This window comes from Stenotrophomonas sp. GD03654 (genome assembly GCF_029845105.1).
GTDB lineage: Bacteria > Pseudomonadota > Gammaproteobacteria > Xanthomonadales > Xanthomonadaceae > Stenotrophomonas > Stenotrophomonas africana.
Genome location: NZ_JAOCLC010000024.1, coordinates 1 through 23968, shown reverse-complemented (window position 1 = coordinate 23968; position 23968 = coordinate 1). Strand labels below are relative to the sequence as shown.

Here is a 23968-nt window from a genome sequence, read left to right as displayed (position 1 = left end):
ATGCCACCGGCACCGGATGTGCCCGTGGTTCCGCCACGCTTGAGGAGTTCCTGTCCATGCCGTCCACGGCATCCGCCTGTCATCGTCGCGTCACCGCCCTGGCCCTGGCCATCTCCACTGCATTGCTGCCGCTGGCCTGGGCGCCGGGCGTGCAGGCGCAACCGGCGGTCGTTGCGCCGTTGCGCCAGTACACGATTCCGGAACAGCCCCTGGCCGACGCTGTGCGTGCCTTTGGCCGCCAGGCCGATGTGCAGGTGGTGTTCCGCAGTGACCTGGTGGAGGGCCGCCGCTCCAGTGCGGTGAAAGGCGAGTACAGCCAGATGCAGGCGCTGCAGCAGCTGTTGCGTGGGAGTGGCGTGCGCGCACAGCGCGGCATGGACGGCACCTGGAGCCTGCGGGCCGCAGCGGAGGCGGGTGAAGGGGAAGGGGTGCGGGTAACCGAAACACTGGACGTGGCCGGTCGCCTGCAGTCGGAAGGGGGCGAGGCGCGTGATCGGCGCGGCTACGATGATGTGTTCGCGCTGGACCTGACCACGGCGTATTCGGGGCGCGACCGGGTGGAGCGCTACCGCGGCTCCAACCCGGCCGACGTGGTCAAGGATCTGGTCGGTGTGTTCAGTGGCGATGCGCGCAACAGCGGTGCGCTGGACATCAACATCCGCGGCATCCAGGGACCGGGGCGGGTGCCGGTCAGCATCGACGGTGGCGAACAGGCGCTCACGGTCTGGCGCGGCTACAACGGCGTCAGCAACCGCAACTACATCGATCCCAACCTGATTGGTGGCATCCAGGTCATCAAGGGGCCAGGGCTGGTGCGCGATGTGCACAGCGGGATCGGTGGCGCGCTGGTGATCAAGACAATCGACGTTGACGACATTGTTGCTGCCGGCGAACGCTTCGGCGGGGAGCTGAAGATCGAAGGCAGCAGCAATGCGGTGGCGCCACGCCTGCCTCGCCTGCACACCGGCGAGGACTACCGAACCGTAGCGGGCTTCCCGCAGGGCTCGCCGAACTCGCCCTATGACGACCGCACCCTGGTGGTGCCGGTGAAGTCGCGCAGTGGCAACACCCCCTTCGATGGCGAGGACCAGGCCTGGCGCCTGGCGCTGGGCGTGCGTGGCGACAACGTCGACCTGATGGCCGCCTACGCCTGGCGCAAGCGCGGCAACTACTTCTCCGGGACCAAGGGCAGCGCCTACTACGACCAGGACCGCCGCGAGCAGTACGAGTACCAGGGCATCGACTACATCACCACGCTGGCGCGCTATTTCAAGCCCGGCGATGAGGTGCCCAACACCTCCAGCGAACAGGAGTCGTGGCTGGTCAAGGGAACTTGGCAGATCAATGACGAGCAGCAGCTGAAGGCCACCTGGCGGCGCACGCTGTCGCACTATGGCGAGATCATGCCGTCGCGGATACTGTCCGCGCCGGACTACGGACGAATCCAGTGGCCGCTAAGTCGGGTTGCGTCCGATGCCTGGAACCTGGAGTACCGCTTCCAGCCGGCCGGCAGCCGCTGGCTGGACCTCTACGCCAACCTGTGGCGCACTGAGACGGACAGCGATACCTACACCGCAGGCGGCTTCCCGAACTTCGCTCCCGGCAATCCGGACTGGAATGCCGGGGCCAGCCCGATCCTGCGCAACACCGCGCTGGCGAATGCGAGCAACGACCGAACCGGCCTGACCCTGAGCAACCGCTTCGCCCTGCATTCCACGCTGGACCTGACCGTGGGCGGCAACTGGCAGTACGAGAAGCTGGGTTCGCGTGACCCGTATTTCGGCCCGTCCGATGGCTGGCGCATGTACCCGCGCGCTGGCCGTCGCCAGGAAGGCGAGGGTTACCTCAATCTGGAATGGCGTCCGGTCGACTTCCTTGCTTTCAACGCCGGCGTGCGCTACAGCCGCTACTGGGCCTTCGATGATTTCCTGCAGGCGCATCCGGAGCTGCTGACCAAGGGCGTGGGCAGCAAGGAGGCGACCTACCGGACGAATGAGCTGCCCGAGCGGCCGGCCAGCCTGCAAGCGCAGATCGATGCACTGGAGGCCGAACGCGAGTTCTGGGAGAGCATCGGCATGGGTTCGGTGGTTGACGATGCACTGCATGGTCTGCTGGCGTACTACGAGACGCCGCAGGCGGTGGAACATCGGCTTCCGTGGTTGCCCGATGGCAACGGCAACTATGCCCGTGCGACCAACCCCTGTCTCAACGGCCAGGTGGCGGTCATACCCGGCGTGCTGCCGATCTACCCCGGCAGCGACCTGGTCTGCAATATCGGCAACACCATGCAGTCGCGGCCGGTGGACGGGCGCAATGACCGCCGCCGCGATCACGCGTGGTTGCCTACTTTCTCGGCCACCGTGAACCTGTCCAAGGCCGCGCGCGTCTACCTGCGCTACAGCGAAGCAGTGCGCTTCCCCAGCATGTTCGAAAGCACCATCGCTTTCTCCAGCAGCCTCAACCCGCTGTACACGCTCAAGCCCGAGCATGCCTACAACTACGAGCTGGGCTACGTGCACAACCTGTCGGGCCTGTTCGGCAACACGGCCGATGCCGACGTCAAGCTGGCCTATTACGTGCACAAGACCCGCAACGTGATCGAGCGCGACGCCTACTTCCTGTTCGACAATATCGACAAGCAGACCATCCGCGGCATCGAGCTGCAGGCACGCTTCGACAACCGGCGCTTCTTCACCGATCTGGGCATCAGCCGCATCCTCGAAAACGAGGTGTGCGACGAAAGCACGGCCGTGCTGCTGGATGCCAACCGTGGCCTGGTGCCGAACTGCGTGCAGGACGGTTTCGTCAGTGGCTACCTGCTGACCCAGGCGATTCCGAAGTTGTCGGTGAACCTGTCGCTCGGTACGCGCCTGTTCGATGAGCGGTTGGAACTGGGCAGCCGCATCGTGCACTACCAGCGCCACGAGAACCCCGATCTACAGGCCTATCGCGACCGGTTGCTGGCCGGTGGCAGCAGCCTGCTGTGGCAGAACGTGCCGTTCACCTGGGGCAACATCACCACCGTCGATGCATACGCGCGCTGGCGCTTCAACGAGCACGCCAGCGTCGAGCTGGTGGGCAGCAACCTCGGCAATCGCTACTACGTCGACCCGGCCACGCGCTCCACGCTGCCGGCGCCGGGCCGCACCCTCAAGCTCGGCTTCACCGCGCGCTTCTGACCTCCCGCTTTCAAGCGTTGTACCCGTAGTTCCCACAACCCAAGGAGCAATACCATGAAGATGATCTCCCGTTCGGTTCTCGCCGTTGCTGCCACCTTTGCCCTGGCCGGCGCCGCGCATGCCGCTGACATCGTCGGTGCGGCCAGCCCGGTGACCGACGCCGAACTGTACGTCGCCGTCGGCGAATCGCAGGTCAACGGTGGCCCGCACAAGGCAGGCAAGGCCGGTATCGGCGTCGGCACCGTCTCCAACGCCAAGCCGGTCGATTTCCAGGGCCTGAGCCTGTACTCGGGCACCACCACCGTCAATGGTACCGCTGTGCGCACGCTGGCCATGCCGATCACCGGCGCACCGGGCAGCCATGCCGGCATGGGCCACTTCAACTTCGTCAAGGTTGGCAGCGGCGATGTGTGGTTTGGCGAGTGGTCCAAGGATGGCGCCGCTGGTGGCTTCAACAACCGCCAGGTCTACTTCGTCGGTGACCGTGCCGGCACCACGCTTCCGGCCGGTGTGGCCACCTACAGCGTTGCGGGCCTGAACAAGTTCAACGGCAGCAACCTGCTGTCGGGCACCTTCCGTGCGGACTTCGGCAGCGGCAAGCTGCTCGGCGGCCTGACCGGTGGTGGCCTGGCGATCAACGTCAACGCCAACATCAACAGCGCCAATGCATCGTTCGCCGGTTCGGCCACCGCCAACGGCAGCGTTGCCGGCACCACCCAGGGGCAGTTCTTCGGCGCCAACGCGGCCGCCCTGGCCGGTATCGCCACCTTCAGCGGCAACAGCCAGTACGACACCGCCTTCGGCGGCAGCAAGAACTGATTGCCACGCCCCTGACGGGGCAGGGCAGGGGCAAGCCGCGATCCGCCAGTCCCTGCTTCGGCCCGCTGCATGCACCACCACGGATCGACCATGCGCCACTCCATCTTCCTTGTCGTTCTGCTGCTGGCGGCCGCCGATGTGCGCGCCCAGCAGGACGATCTTCGCCGCGTGCTCGAGCAGGGCACCGACCTGCGTCACCAGCAGCAGGACCAGCAGCGCCTGCAGCAGGCCGAGTCGGAGCGGCCGACCATCACCATCGACGGCCAGACGCTGCGCGTGGAGCGCACCGTCGATGATCTTGGCCAGGCTCTCTACCTGTCACTGCAGCATCAGCAATGGCAGGCCGCCGCTGCGTTCCTCGATGAGTACATCGAACTGCCCGGCCATGACCCAATGCTGCGCCACTATGCGCAGGGGGCGCTGGCGCGGGTGGCGGGCGACCATCGCCGCGCGGCAAAGGAGTACGAAGCACTGCTGGTGGCGCAGCCGGATTTCCTGCCGGCGCGCCTTGAACTGGCGCGTGTCTACGCAGAAGACCAGCGCGATCGCGATGCGGTCGTGTTGTTCAGGGCCATCGCTGCGGGCATCAATGCCGATGATCCGGCCACGGCCGGCGTCCGCGCTCGCGTGGACGGGTACCTGAGTGCCCTGCAGGCGCGCCAGCGCTGGAAAGGCGCGCTGTCCGCCGGCCCGGCATGGAGTGACAACATCAACCGCAGCTCGGCCAGTCGCACCTGCCTGTTCGGCGTGGGCGACGCCTGCATCATCGAACGGAAACTGCCCGACGCCCAGCGCGCGGCGGGCCTCGACTACGACGCCAGCCTGGAACGGCGCTGGGTGCTCGGCGGGCATCATGGGCTGTACGTGCGCGGTCTCGCCTTCGGTCAGACATGGCGCGGGCAAAGTGCGTACAACGAGCTCAATGCAAACGTGCAGGCGGGTTACAGCTGGCGTAGTGCACGGCAGACCGTGCTGCTTGCCCCCAGCTATGACTACCAGGGCCTGGGCAACCATGCGCTGCAGGGCGGCAGTGGCGTGCACGGGGAATGGCAGTATGCCCTGGATGCACGCAGCCTGCTCAAGCTGGAGGCCGACTGGAAGCGCCAGCGGTATCGACAGCAGGGCCTGGCCAGCAACTACGACGGCGAGCTGGCATCGTTGTATGCCACCTGGTTCCGTGCGCTCAACCCGCGCTGGACGGTTTTCGCCGGGCTGGATCTCACCGACAGCAGCGCAGCCGACCCGGCCAACGGCTACCGCCAGCGCGGCCTGCGGCTGGGCGCGGCACGGCAGTGGATCGGCACCACGGCCACCGTATTTGTGTCGCTGCGCCAGCGCGACTACGACACCTGGAGTCCGTTGCTGGAGGCGCGCAGGCAGGACGACGAACAGAACCTGATCGCCATCGTGCGCAGCGAGCGCTTGGCCGTGGCCGGGCTGGTACCCAGCCTGAGCCTGCGCTACGCGCGCATCGACAGCAACGTCGGCTGGCTGTACAGCCACGACCGCAGCCTGCTCAGCCTGAAGTGGGAACGGGCCTTCTGAACGCGGCGTTGCAATGCCGCGGTGAACGCGCCGTGGCCGCGACCTTCATCCATCATCACGCGCTCTTGTAGCCCGGTTCGCGCATCCTGCGGGCGTTGCGGCAGAGGTGGGCCGCGTGTATCGAGGAGCGCCGGTCGTGCTGGAAGCGGGCAACAAACCAGAGGGCCTGAAAGGGCTGCGTGTACTGGTGGCGGAGGATGAATTCGCCATCGCGATGTTCCTGGTCGACTATCTGGAGCTGAAAGGCGCACAGGTGGTGGGGCCTGCCGGTGACCTGCAGGCGTTGGGGCAGCTGGTCGATACCCATCCCATCGATGTGGCGTTGCTGGACATCAACCTGGGCGGTGAGCAGGTCTATCCGCTGGCCGATCGGCTGGCCGAGGCGGGTACCCCCTTCCTGCTGACCTCCGGTTACGACGACAACCTGCCCAGCCGCTTCGCCAGCGCGCCGCGCTGTACCAAGCCTTATCACATCGAAACCCTGGTGCAGCAGCTGGCCGGGCTGGTGGCGGCGCCGCAGGTCTCTGCGGGCATCGCCTGATTGCGCGGCATGTCGCGCCGTCCTGAAGGCATCCGCGCCACCGAGCTTCGTGGCGGCATGCCACCTGCAGCGCACCCGCACGGGCGCCACGATGGCATGGCTGCGCGCATCGCCCGCCATGACTGGTCATCCACGCCGCTGGGAGCGTATGAGCGGTGGCCGCCACACCTGCGCGCCACCGTCGACCTGATGCTGGCCCATGGTTTCCCGATGATCGTGCTGTGGGGCGAGCAGCTGGTGCAGCTCTACAACGATGGCTATGCCGAGATCCTGGCCGACAAGCATCCCGGCGGACTCGGCCAGCCGACCCGTGAATGCTGGCCCGAGGTGTGGCATATCAACGGGCCGATCTACCAGCGCGTCTGGCAGGGCGAAACCATCACTTACGAGGACAAACTCTATCCCCTCGCGCGCCGCGGGCGGTTGGAGGATGTGTGGTTCACCATTACCTACAGCCCCATCCGTGGCGAGGAGGGGCGCGTCAGCGGCGTGCTGGTTACCATGTTCGAGACGACGGCGGCGCATGTGGCCCAGTCGGCCCGCGAACGCGAAGAGCAGAAGCGGCGGGAGGCGGACCGCCGCCTGGCATTGGCCTTCAAGGTACTGCCGGTGGGCGTCTGCATCGTCGATGCCGAGGGGTGCCTGCAGCTCTCCAACGACCAGATGCGCACCTACCTTCCCACCGGCAAGGTGCCCTCCACGGATCTGCCCAACCACCACCGCTGGCAGGGATGGCACCCCGACGGCTCGCGCATCGAACCCAGGGATTTCGCCATAGCCAGGGCCTTGCGTGGTGAGACGGTAGTGCCCGGGCTGGAGTTCCAGTTCAAGCATGACGACGGGCGCGCGCGCTGGACCCGTGTGGCCGCCGCGCCGCTGCGCGATGCAGACGGGGAGGTGACGGGCGTATTCGCCATCGCTGTGGACATCGACGATCTCAAGCGTGCCACCGAGCGCCAATCGGTGCTGCTGGCCGAACTGCAGCACCGGGTGCGCAACATCATGTCGACCATCCATGCCATTGCCTGGCGGACCCGTGAGTCGGTCAGCAGTGTGGATGATTACGCTGAACGGTTGTGCGGACGATTGATGTCGCTGGCGCGCACGCAGAGCCTGCTTACCCGTGGCGCCAACGCCGGGGTCTGCCTGCGTGGCATGCTCGATGAGGAGATCGCAGCGCAGACGCCGGTCACCGCCGCCTATCGCCTGCAGGGCGAGGATGTGCTGCTGCCACCGAAGGCGGCCGAAGTGCTGTCCCTGGCAATCCACGAATTGGCGACCAATGCCCTGCGGCATGGTGCGCTGACCCATGAGGATGGCCGGATCGACGTGTCCTGGCACCTGCAGGTGCAGGACGGACAGCCATGGCTGGGCCTGCACTGGTGTGAACGCCATGCCGCCGTGGAAGACTGGGAGCTGCCGCGCCAGCGCGGCCTGGGCCGTGCGCTGATCGAGCAGCGCGTGCCCTATGAGCTGGCCGGCAGTGGTGAACTGCACTTCGATCCGCAGGGGCTGGATGCTTGGATCCGCTTCCCACTGCGCGAGCGTGACAGCCTGCTGCAGACCGATGCGCCACAGACCGGCTCCGGCGCGTGAAACGGCATTTATATCCAATTTGGCCAAATTGGGTATAGTGGCCATTATCCACTTCTGCCTGGAGCCGTGCCATGACCCTGCCGCTGGATCTGCCTGGCCTCGAAAAGGCCCCGGCCTCGTCTGTGAAGACGAGGGGCTGGCCGAGCCTGATGCGTACCGTGCGTGAGAAGCAGGCGCTGGTCATCACCAACCACAACCACCCCGAAGCGGTGATCGTGGATATCCGCACCTACCAGGAGCTGTTGGCCAAGGCCGCCGGCAGCGATGCCGGTGAGCGCAGTGAAGAACTGCTGCGCCTGCGCAGCGAATTCGACCAGACTCTGGCCGGCCTGCAGCGCGGTGAGGGGCTGGGCAAAGTGCTGGGCCAGCCGATTCGGCGCGGCCGCAAGGTCACCCTCGGCCGTCCGCTCTGACCGATGGGGCGGATCCTGGTGCTGGCCGGCGTCAACGGCGCCGGCAAGAGTTCGTTGCTGGGAACCTGGCTGGAAGCCGAAGGCCTGGGCTGGTTCAACCCCGATTCGTTCACCCGCCGCCTGGTGGAGGCCGGTTGGCCGCTGCCCGATGCGAATGCCGAGGCCTGGCAGGAAGGCACTCGCCGTCTGCGCCAGGCAATGGCCGATGGCACGGATTTCGCCTTCGAGACCACGCTGGGCGGCAATACCATCCCGCGCCTGCTGCGCGAGGCCTGCGAACACCATCACGTTGCGATCTGGTTCTGCGGCCTGGCCACGGTGGAGCTGCATATTGCCCGCGTTGCAGGGCGTGTGGCCGCCGGCGGCCATGACATTCCAGTGGAGAAGATCCACGCCCGCTTCGATTCGGCGCGCGAGAACCTGCTGGACCTGCTGCCACACCTGGCCGAGCTGCATGTCTACGACAACAGCGCTCCCGCCGACGCCGACGGCTGCGTCGAGCCGCTGCCGGTGCTGGCGATGGCGCATGGCCAGCTGCAGTACCCGGTCTCGGTGGCCGAGCTGCTGCATACGCCGGACTGGGCCAAACCCATCGTAATGCGTGCGATGGCGTTGGACACCCCGCATGATTGAGGGCGCAGGGGTGTAGAGCCGAGCCCATGCTCGGCTGATCCCCGAAAGGCGCCGAGCCCGGGCTCGGCTCTACAACGCTGGTTCCACCCGGCCTCAGGCCGGCTTCACCTGCTCGGGCTCCGCAACGTCCGGCAGCGGCGGCAAGATCGGGTCCACCGTCACGGGTACATCGCTCTTCAACAGCGCGGCAGCTTCCCTGTCGCTGCCGACCGCCGGCGGTGAACCGCGCAGCGGCAGGCCCGCGGTCTCCTTCACGAACAGCATGGTCACCAGGCCGATCACCGCCGCGCCCATCAGGTAGTAGGCCGGCACCAGCGGATCGCCGGTACGTTCCACCAGCCATGCGGTCAGCAGCGGCGTGGTGCCACCGAACAGCGACACCGACACATTGAAGGCGATCGACAGTGCGCTGTAGCGCACCGGGGTATAGAACAGGGCTGGCAGTGTGGATGGCATCGAACTGGTGAAGCACACCAGTGCCAGGCCCAGCAGCATCAGGCCCAGGAAGATCATCCAGTCGTTGCCGCTGCCGACCAGCAGCAGGCAAGGCACCGCCAGCACCAGCAGCGCGATGCAGGCACCGATGATCATCGGGCGGCGCCCCAGTTTGTCACTGAACAACCCGCCGACGATGTTCAGCGGCATCATCACCAGCATCACGATGATGATCAGCAGCAGGCCCTTGCTTTCGGCGTAGCCCATGGTGACGCTGAGGTAGCTGGGCATGTAGGTCAGCAGCATGTAATCGGTGACGTTGAACACCAGCACCAGGCCCATGCACACCAGCAGCTGGCGGCCGTGTACCTGGAACAGTGCGCCCAGCCCGGGGCGATCATGCTCGCGCTTCTCGGCTTCCTCGGCAAAGGCGCGGAACGCCGGCGTCTCTTCCAGTTTCATGCGCATGTACAGGCCGAGCAGGCCGAGTGGCCGGCCACCAGGAACGGAATGCGCCAGCCCCAGTCCAGCATCTGCGCGTTGCTCAACAGCATGTGCAGTGCGGTGACCGTGCCCGCGCCGGCGATGTAGCCGCCCAGCGTGCCGAACTCCAGCCAGCTGCCCATCAGGCCGCGGTTGCGGTCGGTGGAATACTCGGCGATGAAGGTTGCCGCGCCGCCGTACTCGCCACCGGTGGAGAAGCCCTGCACCACGCGCGCCAGCAGCAACAGCACCGGTGCCCAGATGCCTATGCGCTCGTAGGAGGGAATCAGGCCGATCGAGAACGTACCCAGTGCCATCAGGATCATGGTGAACGCCAGTACTTTCTGGCGCCCATAGCGGTCGCCGAGTGGGCCGAACACAAGGCCGCCGAGCGGCCGCACCAGGAACGCCACGGTGAAGGTGGCGAAGGCCGCGATTACCTGTGCCGTAGGGTTGCTGGACGGGAAGAACACCTGGCCGATGGTGACGGCGAGATAGCCGTATACACCGAAGTCGAACCACTCCATGGCATTGCCGAGTGCGGCGGCGCCTACGGCGCGCTTCAGCATGGGCTTGTCGACGACGGTGATCTCATCGACCTTCAGGTGGCGGCGGCGTTTGAACCAGCCGAAATGGGCATGTGCCTCGGGCGTGTCCTGCATGGGGGCTCCCTTGTAGGTATGGAATAGGGGAATGGGCGGTGTGGTGTGTCCCGGAAATCGGAAACGGCGATGCGGGCGCAAGTGGCGCAGCGGCATCGATGGGTGGCGTGAGGGCCGGGGAATGTGTGCAGGCGGAGCGCCACGCGCACGGTAATGCACCGCCGCAGGGGCGGAAACGCAGCAACGGGATCACCGCGGCCGCGCAGTCAGCAGCCGGGTATCAGATCAGCGTGGGGGGCAGGCAGAAGGCCCGCGGGCGTCATCCGCCGGGATCCAGCGCAATGCGATGGAAATGCAGGGCGGGAGCATTCGTGGCAAGCGAAGCGCCGGTCGGCAGTGCTTCCCACGTAACAGGTTCGCCCGTCACGTAGTGGGTAGTGTCGATCATTGATTCATCATAACGGCATCGGCGTGAGCGTGCAGCGAAGCGGGCTGATCTGCACGCTGTGTTCCACGCTGCCCGTTCAGATGCCTCAGGCCGATTTCGCCATCAACCCGAATACGGTGCAGGCCATCGCCAGTGCGCCGGGCAGCGCCAGCCGACGCGAGACCAGAGCAGCGCCGATCATCGTCAGTACGGAGAACATGATGGCCAATGCGAACAGCGGTCTGCCCAGCAGGAACTGATGGATGCAGCCTGCGCAGCCGGCGATCGCCAGGCTGGTGGCAAAGCAGACGTGGAACAGTGAGCCAGCGTACACAGAGGTTCCTCGCGATGATGGAGGCCATAGCGGCAGGCATCCGGACAAATTTAGCGCTGATTGCAGATTGCGATGACGGGATCACATCCTGTGCGCGCGCTGGTGACATCGGCGTGCATAAGGTGGAGCGCACACCCACTTTTCGGATTGATGGAGGATGCAATGGCGCGGACGATTCCCGAAGGAACCCTGATCGTGGTAGCCGACGGTGGTTCGGCACGGGTGTTCACCAACGTGGGCAGCAACCACCAGTTGACCTTGAAGCAGGAAGGCGAACTGCGCCTGCAGGACATCAGCGAGCAGGGTGTATCCGGGCAGGGGCCTGCGGGTGCAGTGCCGAAGGATATGTCGGTCTCGCAGCTCAACGAGGCCACGTTCGCCAAGCAGGTGGCAGAACAGCTCAACGAGGACGCGTTGAAGAACCGCTATGCACATCTGGTGTTGATTGCGGATCCGACCACGCTGGGGCGCATCCGGCCGCTGCTGCACAAGGAGGTCCAGGCCCGCCTGCTGGGCGACATCGCCAAGGACCTGACCAACGCACCGCTGGCGGACATCCAGAAGGCGCTGGCGGCGTAGCGCGGATGCCTTTCATGCGCGATTACTTGTCGGCGGAGCCCGACCGCTCGGATGTGGAGGCGCAGGTCGGCTGGCAGCTTCTCGAGTTCGGTGCACCCTGGTGCGGCCATTGCCAGGCCGCGCAGGCTGCATTGCAGGCCTTTGTCGAAGCGAACGATCTGCCGCACTGGAAGATCGAGGATGGCAAGGGAAGGCCGTTGGGGCGAGCATTCAAGGTAAAGCTGTGGCCGACGGTGGTGCTGCTGCACGATGGAGAAGAGGTTGCGCGGGTGGTAAGGCCGCTGGATCCTGCGGACCTGACGTCGTTGCAGAGCGCGCTTCCCGATTGAAGATTGAACCGGGCATGGGAAGCCGGGCAGTCGCACTGCAGCATGCGGCGTGACAGGCCCGGTGCTAGGATCTGACTATCACCTGAATCGATCCAAATGCCGATGCCCACGCTGGACCGTCGTCTCCTGATCGCTGTCGCCGCCACGGCGATGCTCGCTTCCGGCCTGGCGTCGGCCGCGCCTGCCAGAACTGCCGCCGACAGGGCCTATGCCTCGGTCGACCCGTTCATCGGCACCGGTGGGGAAGGCCACACCTATCCGGGTGCAACGGTGCCGTTCGGCATGGTCCAGCTGAGCCCGGATACGCGTATCCAGCCACGCGAGAAAGCCTACGGTTGGGCGGCCGGCTACCGCTACGACGACAGCAGCATCGTCGGCTTCTCGCACACGCATTTTTCCGGCACCGGCCATTCCGATCTGGGCGACATCCTGCTGATGCCGTTCACCGGCAATCCCGGCCTGGAGCGGGGCGATCCGGAGAAGCCGCGCAGCGGTTATGCCTCACGGTTCCGCCACGCTGACGAGAAGGCCGAGCCGGGCTATTACGCGGTCACCCTGGACGACTACAAGGTGCGCGCCGAGCTGACCACCAGTACGCGCGTGGGCGTGCATCGCTACGCCTTCCCGAAGGGCGCCGACGCCAAGGTGCTGCTGGACATGCGCACCAGCATGTACGACTACCCGGGCAAGGTGCTGTGGTCGCGGGTACGGGTGCGTGCCGACGGCACGGTGACCGGCTTCCGCGAGACCCGCGGTTGGGCGCTGGGCCGCCAGCTGTACTTCGCGATGCGTTTCTCGCGCCCGCTGGCCGGGCATGAGCTGCACAACACCGAGCAGGATGTCGTCTACAAGGGTTTCCCGCCCCCGGGCGAGAAGGATCCGTCACAGCGCGCACAGATCGAAGGCCGGCAGCTGGTGGGTACCTTCGCATTCGGCAAGCTGGACGCACCGCTGGTGGTCAAGGTCGCAATCTCACCCGTCAGCGAGGCCGGCGCCATCGCCAACCTCGATGCGGAAGTGGCCGACTTCGATTTCGATCGCGTGCGTGCGCAGGCGAAGCAGGAATGGACGCAGGCGCTGTCGGTGCTCGATATCGATGCACCGGAACACGCGCGGCGCAGTGCCTATACCGCGCTGTACCACACGATGCTGGGGCCGACGCTGTTCATGGATGCCGATGGCCAGTACCGCGGCTCGGACAATGCCGTGCACAAGGCTGATGGCTTCACGAACTATTCCACGTTCTCGCTGTGGGACACGTACCGCGCGCTGCATCCGTTGCTGACGCTGGTGCAGCCGGAGAAGCGCAACAGCGACTTCGTCAATTCGATGCTGGCGCACCATGAGCATAGTCCCTACGGCATGCTGCCGGTGTGGTCGTTCCATGGCCTGGAAGACTGGTGCATGATCGGCTACCACGCCGTGCCGGTGATTGCCGACGCCTACGTGAAGGGCATCCGCGGTTTCGACGCCGACAAGGCATTGAAGGCGATGGTCGAGACCGCCAACTACGGCCCCTATGACGGCATCGCGCAGTACCGCGAGCTGGGCTATGTGCCGATCGACGAGGAAGGTGAAGCGGCCAGCAAGACGCTGGAATACGCCTTCGATGATTGGACCATCGCACGCATGGCGCAGGCGATGGGCAAGGGCGATATCGCGGCGACCTTCGACAAGCGCGCGGGTAACTGGCGCAACGCCTTCGACAAGGACACCGGCTTCATGCGCGCACGCAAGCGCGATGGCAGCTTCCGCACTCCGTTCGACCCCAGCGCCAGCGGCTATGGCACCGACTACACCGAGGGCAACGCCTGGCAGTATTCGTGGTACGTGCCGCAGGACGTCGCCGGCCTGGCGGCAGCACATGGTGGCAGTGACAAGCTGCTCGCGCGCCTGGACGAGGTGTTCAACGCCAAGGTGGATCCGTCCGTCTTCGAGCACATGGAAGACATCACCGGCCTGATCGGCTGGTATGCACATGGCAACGAACCCAGTCACCATGTGGCCTACCTGTACTCGTACGCCGGCCAGCCGTGGCGCACCCAGGCGCGCCTGAAGCAGATCATGGACACCCAGTATGCCGATCGGCCTGATGGCCTGGCCGGCAATGATGACGTTGGCCAGATGTCGGCGTGGTATGTGTTCACCGCGCTGGGCTTCTACCCGGTAGCGCCGGGCTCGGGCGAGTACATCCTCGGCCGCCCGTTCCTGCCGAAGACCGCGATGCGCCTGCCGAACGGCAAGACGTTCACCATCGTGGCCGAGGGCCTGGATGACAAGCACACGTACGTTGGCAGCGTGAGCCTCAACGGCAAGCCGCTGCAGCGCACCTTCCTGCGCCATGACGAGATCCTGGCAGGTGGCGAGCTGCGTTTCACCATGCAGGCCGAGCCGAACAAGGATTGGCCGGGGCAGGGCGCGCAGGCGCCGTACTCGATGAGCCGGTGATGCGCACGTTTCACGGCTGACCTTGAACCTGTAGAGCCGAGCCCATGCTCGGCTGCTTTTGGCACGGTGCCTGAGCCGAGCATAGGCTCGGCTCTACAAGGGCAATTCGACAAAGGTCAGCGAAACCGCAACCCCACCCGCGCGCCGCCGATCGGGGCGGTATCAATCATCAGGGTCGCGCCATGCCGCTGCGCGATCTCGGCCACGATCGCCAGTCCCAGGCCGCAGCCATCGCCCTCGCTGCTGGCCCGGTAGAAGCGTTCCGTGACGCGCGAGCGCTCGGCTTCGGCAATGCCGGCGCCGTTATCGTCCACCCACACCAATACGTCTTCGACCTCCTGCCGAACGCCGAGGGTGATCACCCCGCGCGAGGCACCGTAGCGCAGCGCGTTGTCCAGCAGATTGCCCAACGCTTCGCGCAGCAGCTGCGGGTCGCCCTGTATCGACACGCCGTCGTCGGGCCCCTCGTAGCCCAGGTCCACGCCCGCCGCCAACGAACGGTCGGCGTAGCGCTCCACCACGTCGCGTGCCAACGCAGCCAGGTCCACCGGTTGCAGTGGCAGTCCACTGCCATGCGGATCTTCCGATCGGCTGAGCATCAGCAGCTGGTTGACCAGGTGCTGCAGCCGCGCCAGCCCGGCCAGCGTGCCGGACAACGCCAGTTGCTGGGCCTGCGGATCGTGCTGGCGCAATGAACTCTCCAGCTCCACCTGCATTGCTGCCAAGGGCGTGCGCAGCTGGTGCGCGGCATTGCTGACAAAGCGGCGTTGCGCGGCCTGCATGGCGTCCAGCCGCTGCAGTAGTGCGTTGTATGCCTCCACTGCCGGCCACAGCTCGCGCGGCGCCTCCTGTGTAGGATCCAGCGGCGCCAGCGGGTCTGGGCGGGGGCTGGCCAGGCGCCGTGCGACCAGGTTGGCATGGCGTGCGGCAGCGCCTGTACCGGACCAGGCCAGCCACGCCGCCAGTGTCAGGATCGCAGCCTGGAACGGAACGCTGGTCAGCAGCAGCTTGCGCTCCAGCCGGTGGCGCTTGCGCAGTGTCTCGGCCACGCGCAGCCGGATGTCATGGCCAGGTCCGGCGCTGACCACCACTTCGACCATGCGCACGGCCTGGCCACGCAGTCGCGCATCGTAGTACACCGCGTCGTCGCTGCTGGCGGGCATCGCCGGGCGCGGCAATGCTTCGGGCAGGTCGCCATACAGGCGCCCGCCTGCAGCGTCGACCACTTCGCCATGCACTTCGTCGGCGGTGTCCCAGGTGAACATGCGCGAGACTGCCGGGGTGATTTCGATTGAGGCGCGACCATCCTGCACCGTCACCAGCTCGGACAACGACATCGCCGAATCCAGCAGCCAGCGGTCGTAGACCTGGCCGGCATAGAAGCGCGCCAAGGCGAATGAACCCACTGCGCTGCACAGCAGCAGTACCAGCAGCGGCAGCCACAGGCGCCGCAGCAGCAGGCCACGCAGGCTGTGCACGCGCTCAGTCACCCACGGCCTCCAACCGGTATCCAAGCCCACGCAGCATGCGGATGCCGACGCCGGCGCGCGCCTGTTCCAGTTTGCGGCGCAGGCGGCTGACATGCACTTCGATCACCGACAGGTTGGCCTCGTGGTCCCAACTGTACAGCGCGTCGAACAGACGCTGTTTGGTAACCGTTCGGCCGGGATGCTGCATCAGTGCATCGACCAGCGACAACTCGCGCGCGGTCAGTTCGATGCGCTGCCCGTCCACCTGCACTTCATTGCGGATGCTGTCGAAGCACAACCGGCCCATGCGTTTCTGCGCGGGTGCATCACTGCGACGCCGGGACAGCGCCCGCAGACGCGCTTCCAGCTCGCCGAGTGCGAATGGCTTGGCCAGGTAGTCGTCGCCACCGCGGTCGAGACCGAGGATGCGGTCTTCCACGCCATCGCGTGCGGTCAGGATCAGCACCGGCAGGGTGGTGCCGTCGTTGCGCAGGCGGGACAGCAGGTCCAGGCCATCCACGTCGGGCAATGAAAGGTCGAGCACCATCACGTCATACGGTGCGCTGGCCAGTGCAGCGGGTGCGTGCAGCCCGCGCGAAAGGTGGTCGCACAGATGTCCGGCACCCTGCAGGGCGCGGATCAGTCCATCGGCCAGAGCGGCGTCGTCTTCGATCAGCAGGATTCGCATTGCAAGCTTCGTGCAAGGTTGGGGCAAGTTTGGCGCAAGTGCGTCACCTTACCGTGACGTGCATGAATTTCTCCCCTCGTCTTGCGGCCGTGCTGGCCGCCCTCCTGTGGGCACCCGTGGCTTCAGCGTTGTCGCTGGCGGAAGCGCAGCGCGCAATGGAAGCACGCAACCCGGACCTGCGTGCGGCGGCACTGGCGCTGCGCGGTGTGCAGGGTGATGCGCAGACGGCGGCGCTGCGCCCGGCCACCGAGCTGTCGATCGGCACCAGCAAGATCAGCCCCAAACACGGCATCGGTCCTGGGCGCTGGCAGGACAAGCGGGTGGACAGCACCGTGGGCCTGGGCTGGACCTGGGAGCGCGGTGGCAAGCGCGCGTTGCGTATCCGCCAGGCCGATGCGCTGCTGGAGGTGGCCGGGCTGGAGATGCTCGATGCGCGGCGCCGCCAGCAGGTAGCACTGCATGAAACCTATTTCGGCCTGAAGGGTGCACAGGAGCGGGCGCAGATTGCCGATGCCAACCGCCTGAGTTCGGCCGAACAGATGGCGGCGGCGGACAAGCAGGTTGCCACCGGGGCGATGGCGCCGGTCGACCGCGCGCGGCTGGCGGTGGACGACCTGGCGGTAGCCGACGCGGCGCGCGAGGCGGCGCTGGATCTGCGCGATGCGCAGCATGCGCTGGGCCTGCTGCTCGGCCGCGACGACAGTCATGACCTCAGCGCCGATGATCCGTGGCCAGACCCCGCGGGCAGGGCCGATGCGCGCGCGTTCGATCCGCAGCAGCGTGCCGATCTGCGCGCGGCCCGTTCGCGCCTGGCTGCCGCCGACGCCGGTGTGGCATTGGCGCGCAGCGAGCGCCACCGCGACATCCAGTTGGGCGTGGAGGCAGAACGCGAGCCCACCGACATCAGCGGTGTCACCTGGGGCGTGTCGCTAACCGTTCCGCTGGGGGGGCCGTCGCGTGCACGCGGCGCGATCCAGCGTGCCGAGGCCGACCGCGACAATGCCGCGCTGGAGCTGCAGGTGCTACAGCGTGAAGCGCGTGCCGAACTGGACCGGTTGCAAGCCAGCGCGCAGTCCGCCGCGCAGCGTCGAAGTGACTACGAAGGACTGCAGTCCGACGCCGCACGCAAGGCGGTGCGGGGCATCGAACTGGCGTACCGGCGCGGCGCCGCCAGCCTGACCGATCTGCTGGATGCGCGCCGCAGCTGGCGCGAGTTCGAGGCTGCGTTGATTGAAGCGCGAGCCGAACATGCCATTGCCCTGGCGCGCTGGGAAGCGGCCACATCCGTTGCTGAAGGAGAGTCTCGATGAAGTTCACCGTCGCTTGTCGCCCGCAGGCGCGACACGCCGTGCTGCCGGCCTTGCTGGCGCTGGCCCTGCTGGGCGGCTGCGGCCGCGAACCGGCGTCGTATACCGGGGACGCGCCGAAGGTCAGTGCTGGCCAGATCCAGTTTCCGGCCGGTAGCCGCCAGCTGGACGTGCTGCGCAGCGAGGCGGTGACCGCCGGCGCCAGCGCCAGCCTGCAGCTGCCGGGCCGGGTGGTCTGGGACGAGACGCGCTCCAGCGCGCTGCGCACGCCGCTGGCGGGGCAGGTGGCGCGCATCGAGGCACAACCGGGGCAGAAAGTGAAGGCGGGCCAGGTGATCGCCTGGATCACCTCGCCCGAATTCGGCCAGGCCCAGGCCGACGGCGTGCGCGGCCGTGCCGAGCTGCAGCAGGCGCGAAAGGAGCTGGAGCGCACCCGCGAGTTGCATGCGGCGGGTGTGGCGTCGGGCCGCGAACTGGACGAGGCCGAGGCCAATTTCGCCGGCAGCCAGGCCGATCATGCGCGTGCAACCGCCTTCGCCAGGGCGTATGGCAATGGCCAGCACGTCGACCAGCGCCTGCCGCTGCGCGCGCCGATCGATGGCGTGCTGGTGGAGCGGCGGATGAGCCCGGGCATGGCAGTCAGCCCCGACAGCGAGCAGCCGTTGGCGGTGATTGGCGATCCGGACCGCTTGTGGCTGCTGCTGGATGTTCCCGAGAGCCTGGCTGGACGCTTGCAGGCGGGCATGCAGGTGACCATGCCCGGCGCCGATGGACAGCCGCTGCAGGCGACCCTGCAGCACGTGGATGATTTCGTCGACAGCGAACGCCGCGTGGTGCAGGCGCGCGCCGAGCTGGACAACCGCGCACGCGGCTTCAAGGCAGGGCAGTACGTGCGCGCCCAGGTGGCGTTGCCGGGCGAGGGCGGTGTCTCGCTGCCGGATGCGGCCGTGTTGTTGATCGACGGCAAGCAGGTGGTGTTCGTGGAGGAGGGCAAGGGCCGCTTCGTGCGTCACGCCGTGCATGCCGAGGAACTGGGCGACGGCCGCCTGTGGGTGCGTGAGGGTCTGGCCGCAGGCGCCAGGGTGGTGGTCGAGGGCGGCCTGCTGCTGCAGCAGCTGGCGGACAGCGCGCCCGCCACCGCCAGCATCGGCACGGGGCACGCCGCCCCATGATCGATCGCCTGATTGCCTACTGCCTGCGCCAGCCGCTGATGGTGATGCTCGCACTGTTGCTGTTCATCGGCGCTGGCATTGCCGCGTTCCGCGTGCTGCCGGTTGAAGCCTTCCCGGATGTGTCCGACACCCAGGTTACAGTGGTGTCGCTGCACCCGGGCCGTGCCGCCGAAGAGGTCGAGCGCGAGGTGACGATGCCACTGGAAGTGGCGTTGTCCGGCATCCCGCATTCGGTGCGGGTGTTCTCGCATACGCAGTTCGGCCTGTCGATGATCATCCTGACCTTCGACGACAAGGCCGATGACTACTTCGCACGGCAGCAGGTGCTGGAACGCCTGCAGGGCGTGGAGCTGCCGGAAGGGGTATCGCCGGAACTGGAGGCGATGAGTTCGGCGGTAGGTGAGATCTACCGTTATGTGCTGAAAGGCCCGCACATGACGCCGACCCAGCTGCGCACCGTGCAGGAATGGACGATGGAGCGCAGCCTGCGCACCGTGCCGGGCGTGGCCGATGTGATCAGCTTCGGCGGCTTCGCGCGCACCTTCCAGGTCAAGCCGGACCTGGACAAGCTCCGCGACCGCGGCATCAGCCTGGGTGAGTTCGCCGAGGCGTTGGAGAAGGGCAGCTCGAATGCGGGTGGCGGTTATGTCGAACGCGGCCAGCAGCAGTTCCTGATCCGTGGCGTAGGTCTGATGCGTTCGCCGGCCGACATCGGCAACGTGGTGGTGGCGCAGCGCGGGGGCACGCCGATTCTGGTGCGCGACCTGGCCGGCATTGCCGACACCGGCCTGCCCCGCCAGGGCCTGGTCGGCCAGGACGACAACGACGATGCAGTGTTCGGCATGGTGCTGATGCGCAAGGGCGAGAACCCATCCGACGTGCTCGACGCCCTGCATGCGCGCATCGCCGAGATCGAGGCCAACCAGTTGCCGGCCGGCGTCAGCATCGAACCGTTCTACGACCGCTCGTGGCTGGTCACGACCACGCTGAAGACGGTCTTCCGCAACCTGCTGGAAGGCGCAGTGCTCGTGTTCCTGGTGCTGTGGCTGTTCCTGTACAACGCCCGGGCCGCGCTGATCGTGGCGGCGATGATGCCTCTGGCCCTGCTGTCGACCTTCCTTGGCCTGCATCTGTGGGGCGTACCGGCCAACCTGCTGTCGTTGGGCGCGATGGATTTCGGCATCATCATCGATGGCGCGGTGATCGTGACCGAACACATCGTCTCGCGACTGTCGAAGCTGCCGTCCACCGCCGACCGGAAGACACGGTTCTCGACCATTCTTTCAGCTGCATCGGAAGTGGGTCGACCGACGTTCTTCTCGATGCTGATCATCATCGCCGCGCATATCCCGATCTTCACCCTGCAGCGCCAGGAAGGCCGCATGTTCGCGCCGATGGCGTACTCGGTGACCTCGGCATTGATCGGCGCGCTGATCCTGGCGCTGACCGTGGTGCCGTTGTTCTGCTACTGGTGGCTGCGGCGCGACCGCATGCGCGACGGCAATCCCCTGATGGACCGCCTGACCGGCTGGTATCGGCCGATCCTGGAGCGCGCACTGGCTCGCCCGCGTGCGGTAGTGCTGACCGCGGTTGCGCTGCTGGTCGGCACGCTGGCACTGGGCACCCGCCTGGGGTCGGAGTTCCTGCCCGAGCTGGACGAAGGCTCGATCTGGTTGACCGCCACGTTGGATCCCAGCACCAGCCTGGCTGAGGCGCAACAGCAGTCGCGGCGCATCCGTGAGCTGGTCGGCACTTTCCCGCAGGTATCGACCGTGGTGGCCAAGCTGGGGCGCCCGGAAGACGGCTCCGATGCCAAGGGCGCCAACCAGATCGAGGCGCTGGTGGCGTTGAAGCCGGAGAAGGAGTGGCCGAAGGGTGTGGACAAGCGGCAGCTGGTGAGCGACCTGCAGCGCACGCTGGAGCAGCGCATTCCGGGGCCGGAGTTCTCGATCTCGCAGCCGGTGCGCGACAACATCCTGGAGAGCATCTCGCAGATCAAGGGCCAGGTGGTGATCAAGGTCAGTGGCTCGGATCTGGACGTATTGAACCAGCAGGCACAGGCGATTCTGGGCCAGGTACGTGGCGTGGAGGGCGTGGAGAGCGCCTTCATCGACCGCGACGGGTCGTTGCCGCAGCTGCAGATCGAGATCGACCGTGACCGTGCCGCACGCTATGGCCTGAACGTGCGCGACATCGACGAGGTGATCGAGACTGCGCTGGGCGGGCGCCAGGTCGGCGAGCTGTGGGAGGGCGACCGCAAGTTCCCGATCACGCTGCGCCTGGACGACGCCGACCGCGACCTGCAACGGCTGCGCACGGTGCCGGTCGGCATCGGCGACGGCCACACGGTGACATTGTCCGACGTGGCTGATTTCCGCATGGCCAGCGGCGCGATCAACATCTCGCGCGAGAACGCGCAGCGGGTGAAGGCGGTGAGCATCTTCATCGCCGGCCGCGACATGGGCAGCGTGGTGGCCGACATGCGCACGCGCGTGGATGCCAGCGTGCAGCTGCCGGAAGGCTACCGGCTGGAATGGTCCGGCGAGTTCGAGAACCAGCAACGTGCAATGAAGCGGCTGGGCTGGGTGATCCCGCTGTCGGTGCTGATCATCTTCGTACTGCTGTTCGATGCCTTCAAGGACATCAGCAGTGCCGCGCTGATCCTGGCCAACGTGCCGCTGGCGATGATCGGCGGCATCCTCGCCCTGTGGTTGACCGGCATCCCGCTGTCGGTGTCGGCGGCGATCGGTTTCATTGCATTGTTCGGGCAAGCGGTGCTGAACGGGGTGATCATGCTCAGTCGCTTCGCGCAGCTGCGAGAGCAGGGCATGGACCTGCTGCAGTCGGTGGTACAGGGCTCGCTGCAGCGCCTGCGCACGGTGCTGATGACCGCGCTGCTGGCGATGTTCGGCCTGCTGCCGATGGCCACCTCGCATGCGATCGGTGCCGAGACCCAGAAGCCGCTGGCGGTGGTGGTGATCGGTGGCCTGCTGTCGGCGATGCTGCTGACCCTGCTGGTATTGCCCACGCTGTATTACTGGGTACACCGGCGCCGCGAGGCCCGCGCGGGCTGACGATAATGTAGAGCCGAGCCATGCTCGGCTGCTTCTGGCCTTTGCGCGGAGAGCAGCCGAGCATGGGCTCGGCTCTACCCCCGCGACATGCGCAGATGCGATCCACGCCATGCGTGGAAGCCGGCCGCGCGATCTACACCATCCCGCCGTTGGCGCGCAGCACCTGGCCATTGATCCACCCGCCATCGGTGCCTGCCAGGAACGCAACCGCACCGGCGATGTCCTCCGGCGTACCCAGCCGCTCCAGGGGGTTCATCTTCGCCAGCCGCTCGATCAGTTCGGGTGATTTGCCGTCCAGGAACAGATCGGTGGCGGTCGGGCCGGGAGCCACTGCATTCACGGTGATGTTGCGCCCTCGCAGCTCCTTGCTGAGGATCGCGCCCATCGTCTCCACCGCTGCCTTGCTGGCCGCGTACACGCTGTAGTGCTCCAGCTTGATACCGACCACGCTGGTGGACAGGGTGATCAGCCGGCCACCGTCGCGCACCCGTCGCGCGCTTTCGCGCAGCACGTTGAAGGCTCCCTTGAGGTTGATGCCGATCACCCGCCCGAACAATGCGTCGTCGCTGTCGGCCAGCGGCGCCAGCTGCAATACGCCGGCGCTGTTGACCACCACGTCGATGCCGCCGAAACGGGCCTCGATGGCGTCGAACAGCTGGCTGACCGCCTGTGAATCGGCCACATCGGCCTGCAGCGCGATGGCCTGCACACCGGCCGCGTTGAGTTCGGCCGCCAAGGCTTCGGCGTCGTCGCGGCGCCCCGCATAGTTGATGGCGACCGCGTGGCCATCGGCGGCCAGGCGGCGGGAGATGGCCGCGCCGATGCCACGGGAACCGCCGGTGACCAGGGCGACAGAGCGGGCGGGGGAGAGGGTCATGGTGGGTTCCAGCAGGGCACGCCGGAGTGGCGCAGGGCCATCTTCGCGACATTGTCTTTTCGGATAATCCTGCATAATCCGTCAACATCATCCGGACAACCGAATAATGGACCGCTTCACGGCCATGCGCGCCTTCGTCCGTATCGTCGAGCGCCGCAGCTTCACCCGGGCCTCCGAGGACCTGGGCCTGCCGCGGGCCACGGTGACCGACGCGATCAAGGCGCTCGAACAGCGGCTGGGCGTGCGCCTGCTGCACCGGACCACGCGGCTGGTGGTGCCGACGCTGGAAGGCGAGGCCTTCTATGGCCGTTGCCTGCGCCTGATCGCCGACATGGACGATGCCGAGGCCGCGTTCCGTGACGCGCCGCCACGCGGCCCGTTGCGTATCGAAGTGCATGGCACGCTGGGCCGGCACCTGCTGTTCCCGCACCTTCCGGTGTTCCTGCAGCGCTACCCGGAAATCGAACTGGAGATCAGCGAAGGCGACCGCTATGTCGACCTGCTGCGCGAAGGCGTGGATGCGGCGTTGCGGGTGGGGACGCTGGCCGACAGCGATCTGGCGGCGCGCCGGTTGGCGATGCTGCGCGAGGTGACGGTGGCCGCGCCGGGTTACCTGCAGGGCAAGGGCGTGCCAGGCAGCATCGAGTCCCTGCTGGACGGCCACGAAATGGTTGGCTATCGCTCCAGCGCCACCGGCCAGCTGATTCCGCTGGAGTTCCAGCAGGGCGGGCAGGTGCGCTACGTGCCGCTGCCGGCGCGGGTGCGAGTGTCCGGTGCGGACGCGTTCCTTGGTGCCGCGCTGGCGGGCCTCGGTATCATCCAGGCGCCGCGTTACCGGATGGACCCGTACATCGCGCGTGGGCAGTTGGTGGAGCTGTTGCCCGAGATGCCGCCGACGCCGAGCCCGTTGAGCCTGGTCTACCCGCGCAACCGCACGCCGTCGCCACGCTTGCGGGTGTTCATCGACTGGGTGGCTTGGGTGTTCGAGGAGACCGGGGTTGCCGGCCAGCGGCCGGCA

General features: G+C 66.8%; 19 protein-coding genes and 1 pseudogene. 14 read left to right on the top strand and 6 right to left on the bottom strand.

Going from position 1 to position 23968, the window contains the following annotated elements; genetic code table 11:
- Positions 1 to 56: 56 nt before the first annotated feature.
- The 7 genes from N5J73_RS10885 (at position 57) to N5J73_RS10855 (ending at position 8726) form a co-directional block, all read left to right on the top strand.
- Positions 57 to 3179 carry a TonB-dependent receptor gene (locus N5J73_RS10885; protein ID WP_049448038.1) on the top strand — a complete coding sequence of 1041 codons (3123 nt, stop codon included), beginning with the start codon at positions 57 to 59 and terminating at the stop codon, positions 3177 to 3179.
- 54 nt (positions 3180 to 3233) lie between these two features.
- Positions 3234 to 3998, top strand: coding sequence for a Slam-dependent surface lipoprotein (locus N5J73_RS10880; RefSeq protein WP_046984627.1), 765 nt, complete (start codon positions 3234 to 3236; stop codon positions 3996 to 3998).
- Between the two features lie 90 nt (positions 3999 to 4088).
- Positions 4089 to 5543 (top strand): porin family protein, encoded by a 1455-nt coding sequence (locus N5J73_RS10875; protein WP_049448039.1) that lies wholly within the window; start codon positions 4089 to 4091, stop codon positions 5541 to 5543.
- A 136-nt stretch (positions 5544 to 5679) separates the two neighbouring features.
- Positions 5680 to 6084 carry a response regulator gene (locus N5J73_RS10870; RefSeq protein ID WP_019337750.1) on the top strand — a complete coding sequence of 135 codons (405 nt, stop codon included), beginning with the start codon at positions 5680 to 5682 and terminating at the stop codon, positions 6082 to 6084.
- A gap of 9 nt (positions 6085 to 6093) precedes the next feature.
- Positions 6094 to 7680 (top strand): PAS domain-containing protein, encoded by a 1587-nt coding sequence (locus N5J73_RS10865; protein ID WP_021202297.1) that lies wholly within the window; start codon positions 6094 to 6096, stop codon positions 7678 to 7680.
- A 71-nt stretch (positions 7681 to 7751) separates the two neighbouring features.
- Complete coding sequence (locus tag N5J73_RS10860) at positions 7752 to 8093, top strand: type II toxin-antitoxin system prevent-host-death family antitoxin (RefSeq protein WP_049448040.1); 342 nt, start codon at positions 7752 to 7754, stop codon at positions 8091 to 8093.
- Positions 8094 to 8096: 3 nt separating this feature from the next.
- On the top strand, positions 8097 to 8726 hold the full coding sequence (locus N5J73_RS10855) for a hypothetical protein (RefSeq protein WP_049448041.1): 630 nt from the start codon (positions 8097 to 8099) through the stop codon (positions 8724 to 8726).
- Between the two features lie 93 nt (positions 8727 to 8819).
- Here N5J73_RS10855 and proP read toward each other — a convergent pair.
- The 3 genes and pseudogenes from proP to N5J73_RS10840 all read right to left on the bottom strand — a co-directional run bounded on the left by proP (position 8820) and on the right by N5J73_RS10840 (position 11007).
- Positions 8820 to 10306: pseudogene (proP, locus tag N5J73_RS10850) on the bottom strand (glycine betaine/L-proline transporter ProP).
- Positions 10307 to 10565: 259 nt separating this feature from the next.
- Positions 10566 to 10694 (bottom strand): hypothetical protein, encoded by a 129-nt coding sequence (locus N5J73_RS10845; RefSeq protein ID WP_262222168.1) that lies wholly within the window; start codon positions 10692 to 10694, stop codon positions 10566 to 10568.
- An 85-nt stretch (positions 10695 to 10779) separates the two neighbouring features.
- The gene (locus N5J73_RS10840) at positions 10780 to 11007 is read right to left on the bottom strand and encodes a hypothetical protein (protein WP_049448043.1); all 228 of its coding nucleotides are present in this window, start codon (positions 11005 to 11007) and stop codon (positions 10780 to 10782) included.
- A gap of 162 nt (positions 11008 to 11169) precedes the next feature.
- On the opposite strand from N5J73_RS10840, the gene N5J73_RS10835 reads away from it, so the two are divergent.
- From N5J73_RS10835 to N5J73_RS10825, 3 genes are all read left to right on the top strand, one after another.
- Positions 11170 to 11586: a host attachment family protein gene (locus N5J73_RS10835; RefSeq protein WP_049448044.1), complete on the top strand. Its 417-nt coding sequence runs from the start codon at positions 11170 to 11172 to the stop codon at positions 11584 to 11586.
- Positions 11587 to 11591: 5 nt separating this feature from the next.
- Positions 11592 to 11915 (top strand): thioredoxin family protein, encoded by a 324-nt coding sequence (locus N5J73_RS10830; protein ID WP_049448045.1) that lies wholly within the window; start codon positions 11592 to 11594, stop codon positions 11913 to 11915.
- Positions 11916 to 12011: 96 nt separating this feature from the next.
- A complete protein-coding gene (locus tag N5J73_RS10825; RefSeq protein WP_049448046.1) occupies positions 12012 to 14363 on the top strand; it encodes a GH92 family glycosyl hydrolase in 2352 nt (783 codons plus the stop codon).
- 116 nt (positions 14364 to 14479) lie between these two features.
- On the opposite strand, the gene N5J73_RS10820 is transcribed toward N5J73_RS10825, so the two are convergent.
- Positions 14480 to 15853 carry a sensor histidine kinase gene (locus N5J73_RS10820; protein ID WP_049448047.1) on the bottom strand — a complete coding sequence of 458 codons (1374 nt, stop codon included), beginning with the start codon at positions 15851 to 15853 and terminating at the stop codon, positions 14480 to 14482.
- On the bottom strand, positions 15846 to 16520 hold the full coding sequence (locus tag N5J73_RS10815; RefSeq protein ID WP_049448048.1) for a response regulator: 675 nt from the start codon (positions 16518 to 16520) through the stop codon (positions 15846 to 15848). The genes N5J73_RS10820 and N5J73_RS10815 overlap by 8 nt, the downstream gene beginning before the upstream one ends.
- A gap of 62 nt (positions 16521 to 16582) precedes the next feature.
- Between N5J73_RS10815 and N5J73_RS10810 the strand changes: the two genes are divergently transcribed.
- The 3 genes from N5J73_RS10810 to N5J73_RS10800 are packed head-to-tail and all read left to right on the top strand — an operon-like array spanning position 16583 to position 22073.
- On the top strand, positions 16583 to 17830 hold the full coding sequence (locus N5J73_RS10810) for a TolC family protein (RefSeq protein ID WP_049448049.1): 1248 nt from the start codon (positions 16583 to 16585) through the stop codon (positions 17828 to 17830).
- The gene (locus N5J73_RS10805) at positions 17827 to 18999 is read left to right on the top strand and encodes an efflux RND transporter periplasmic adaptor subunit (protein ID WP_049448050.1); all 1173 of its coding nucleotides are present in this window, start codon (positions 17827 to 17829) and stop codon (positions 18997 to 18999) included. The genes N5J73_RS10810 and N5J73_RS10805 overlap by 4 nt, the downstream gene beginning before the upstream one ends.
- Positions 18996 to 22073, top strand: coding sequence for a CusA/CzcA family heavy metal efflux RND transporter (locus N5J73_RS10800; protein ID WP_049448051.1), 3078 nt, complete (start codon positions 18996 to 18998; stop codon positions 22071 to 22073). Before N5J73_RS10805 ends, N5J73_RS10800 begins: the two co-directional genes overlap by 4 nt.
- 133 nt (positions 22074 to 22206) lie before the next feature.
- Here N5J73_RS10800 and N5J73_RS10795 read toward each other — a convergent pair whose 3' ends face one another.
- Positions 22207 to 22950 (bottom strand): SDR family oxidoreductase, encoded by a 744-nt coding sequence (locus N5J73_RS10795; protein ID WP_049448052.1) that lies wholly within the window; start codon positions 22948 to 22950, stop codon positions 22207 to 22209.
- A 106-nt stretch (positions 22951 to 23056) separates the two neighbouring features.
- On the opposite strand from N5J73_RS10795, the gene N5J73_RS10790 reads away from it, so the two are divergent.
- A partial coding sequence (locus N5J73_RS10790; RefSeq protein ID WP_279940927.1) for a LysR family transcriptional regulator occupies positions 23057 to 23968 on the top strand: 912 nt, incomplete at its 3' end.

Excerpts from the sequence above, each read along its gene's own strand:
- N5J73_RS10835 (WP_049448044.1), top strand. The coding sequence starts at position 11,170 with ATGGCGCGGACGATTCCCGAAGGAACCCTGATCGTGGTAGCCGACGGT.
- N5J73_RS10860 (WP_049448040.1), top strand. The coding sequence starts at position 7,752 with ATGACCCTGCCGCTGGATCTGCCTGGCCTCGAAAAGGCCCCGGCCTCG.
- N5J73_RS10885 (WP_049448038.1), top strand. The coding sequence starts at position 57 with ATGCCGTCCACGGCATCCGCCTGTCATCGTCGCGTCACCGCCCTGGCC.
- N5J73_RS10845 (WP_262222168.1), bottom strand. The coding sequence starts at position 10,694 with ATGATCGACACTACCCACTACGTGACGGGCGAACCTGTTACGTGGGAA.
- N5J73_RS10880 (WP_046984627.1), top strand. The coding sequence starts at position 3,234 with ATGAAGATGATCTCCCGTTCGGTTCTCGCCGTTGCTGCCACCTTTGCC.
- N5J73_RS10865 (WP_021202297.1), top strand. The coding sequence starts at position 6,094 with ATGTCGCGCCGTCCTGAAGGCATCCGCGCCACCGAGCTTCGTGGCGGC.
- N5J73_RS10805 (WP_049448050.1), top strand. The coding sequence starts at position 17,827 with ATGAAGTTCACCGTCGCTTGTCGCCCGCAGGCGCGACACGCCGTGCTG.
- N5J73_RS10795 (WP_049448052.1), bottom strand. The coding sequence starts at position 22,950 with ATGACCCTCTCCCCCGCCCGCTCTGTCGCCCTGGTCACCGGCGGTTCC.
- N5J73_RS10810 (WP_049448049.1), top strand. The coding sequence starts at position 16,583 with ATGAATTTCTCCCCTCGTCTTGCGGCCGTGCTGGCCGCCCTCCTGTGG.
- N5J73_RS10830 (WP_049448045.1), top strand. The coding sequence starts at position 11,592 with ATGCCTTTCATGCGCGATTACTTGTCGGCGGAGCCCGACCGCTCGGAT.
- N5J73_RS10855 (WP_049448041.1), top strand. The coding sequence starts at position 8,097 with ATGGGGCGGATCCTGGTGCTGGCCGGCGTCAACGGCGCCGGCAAGAGT.
- N5J73_RS10825 (WP_049448046.1), top strand. The coding sequence starts at position 12,012 with ATGCCGATGCCCACGCTGGACCGTCGTCTCCTGATCGCTGTCGCCGCC.
- N5J73_RS10875 (WP_049448039.1), top strand. The coding sequence starts at position 4,089 with ATGCGCCACTCCATCTTCCTTGTCGTTCTGCTGCTGGCGGCCGCCGAT.
- N5J73_RS10800 (WP_049448051.1), top strand. The coding sequence starts at position 18,996 with ATGATCGATCGCCTGATTGCCTACTGCCTGCGCCAGCCGCTGATGGTG.
- N5J73_RS10815 (WP_049448048.1), bottom strand. The coding sequence starts at position 16,520 with ATGCGAATCCTGCTGATCGAAGACGACGCCGCTCTGGCCGATGGACTG.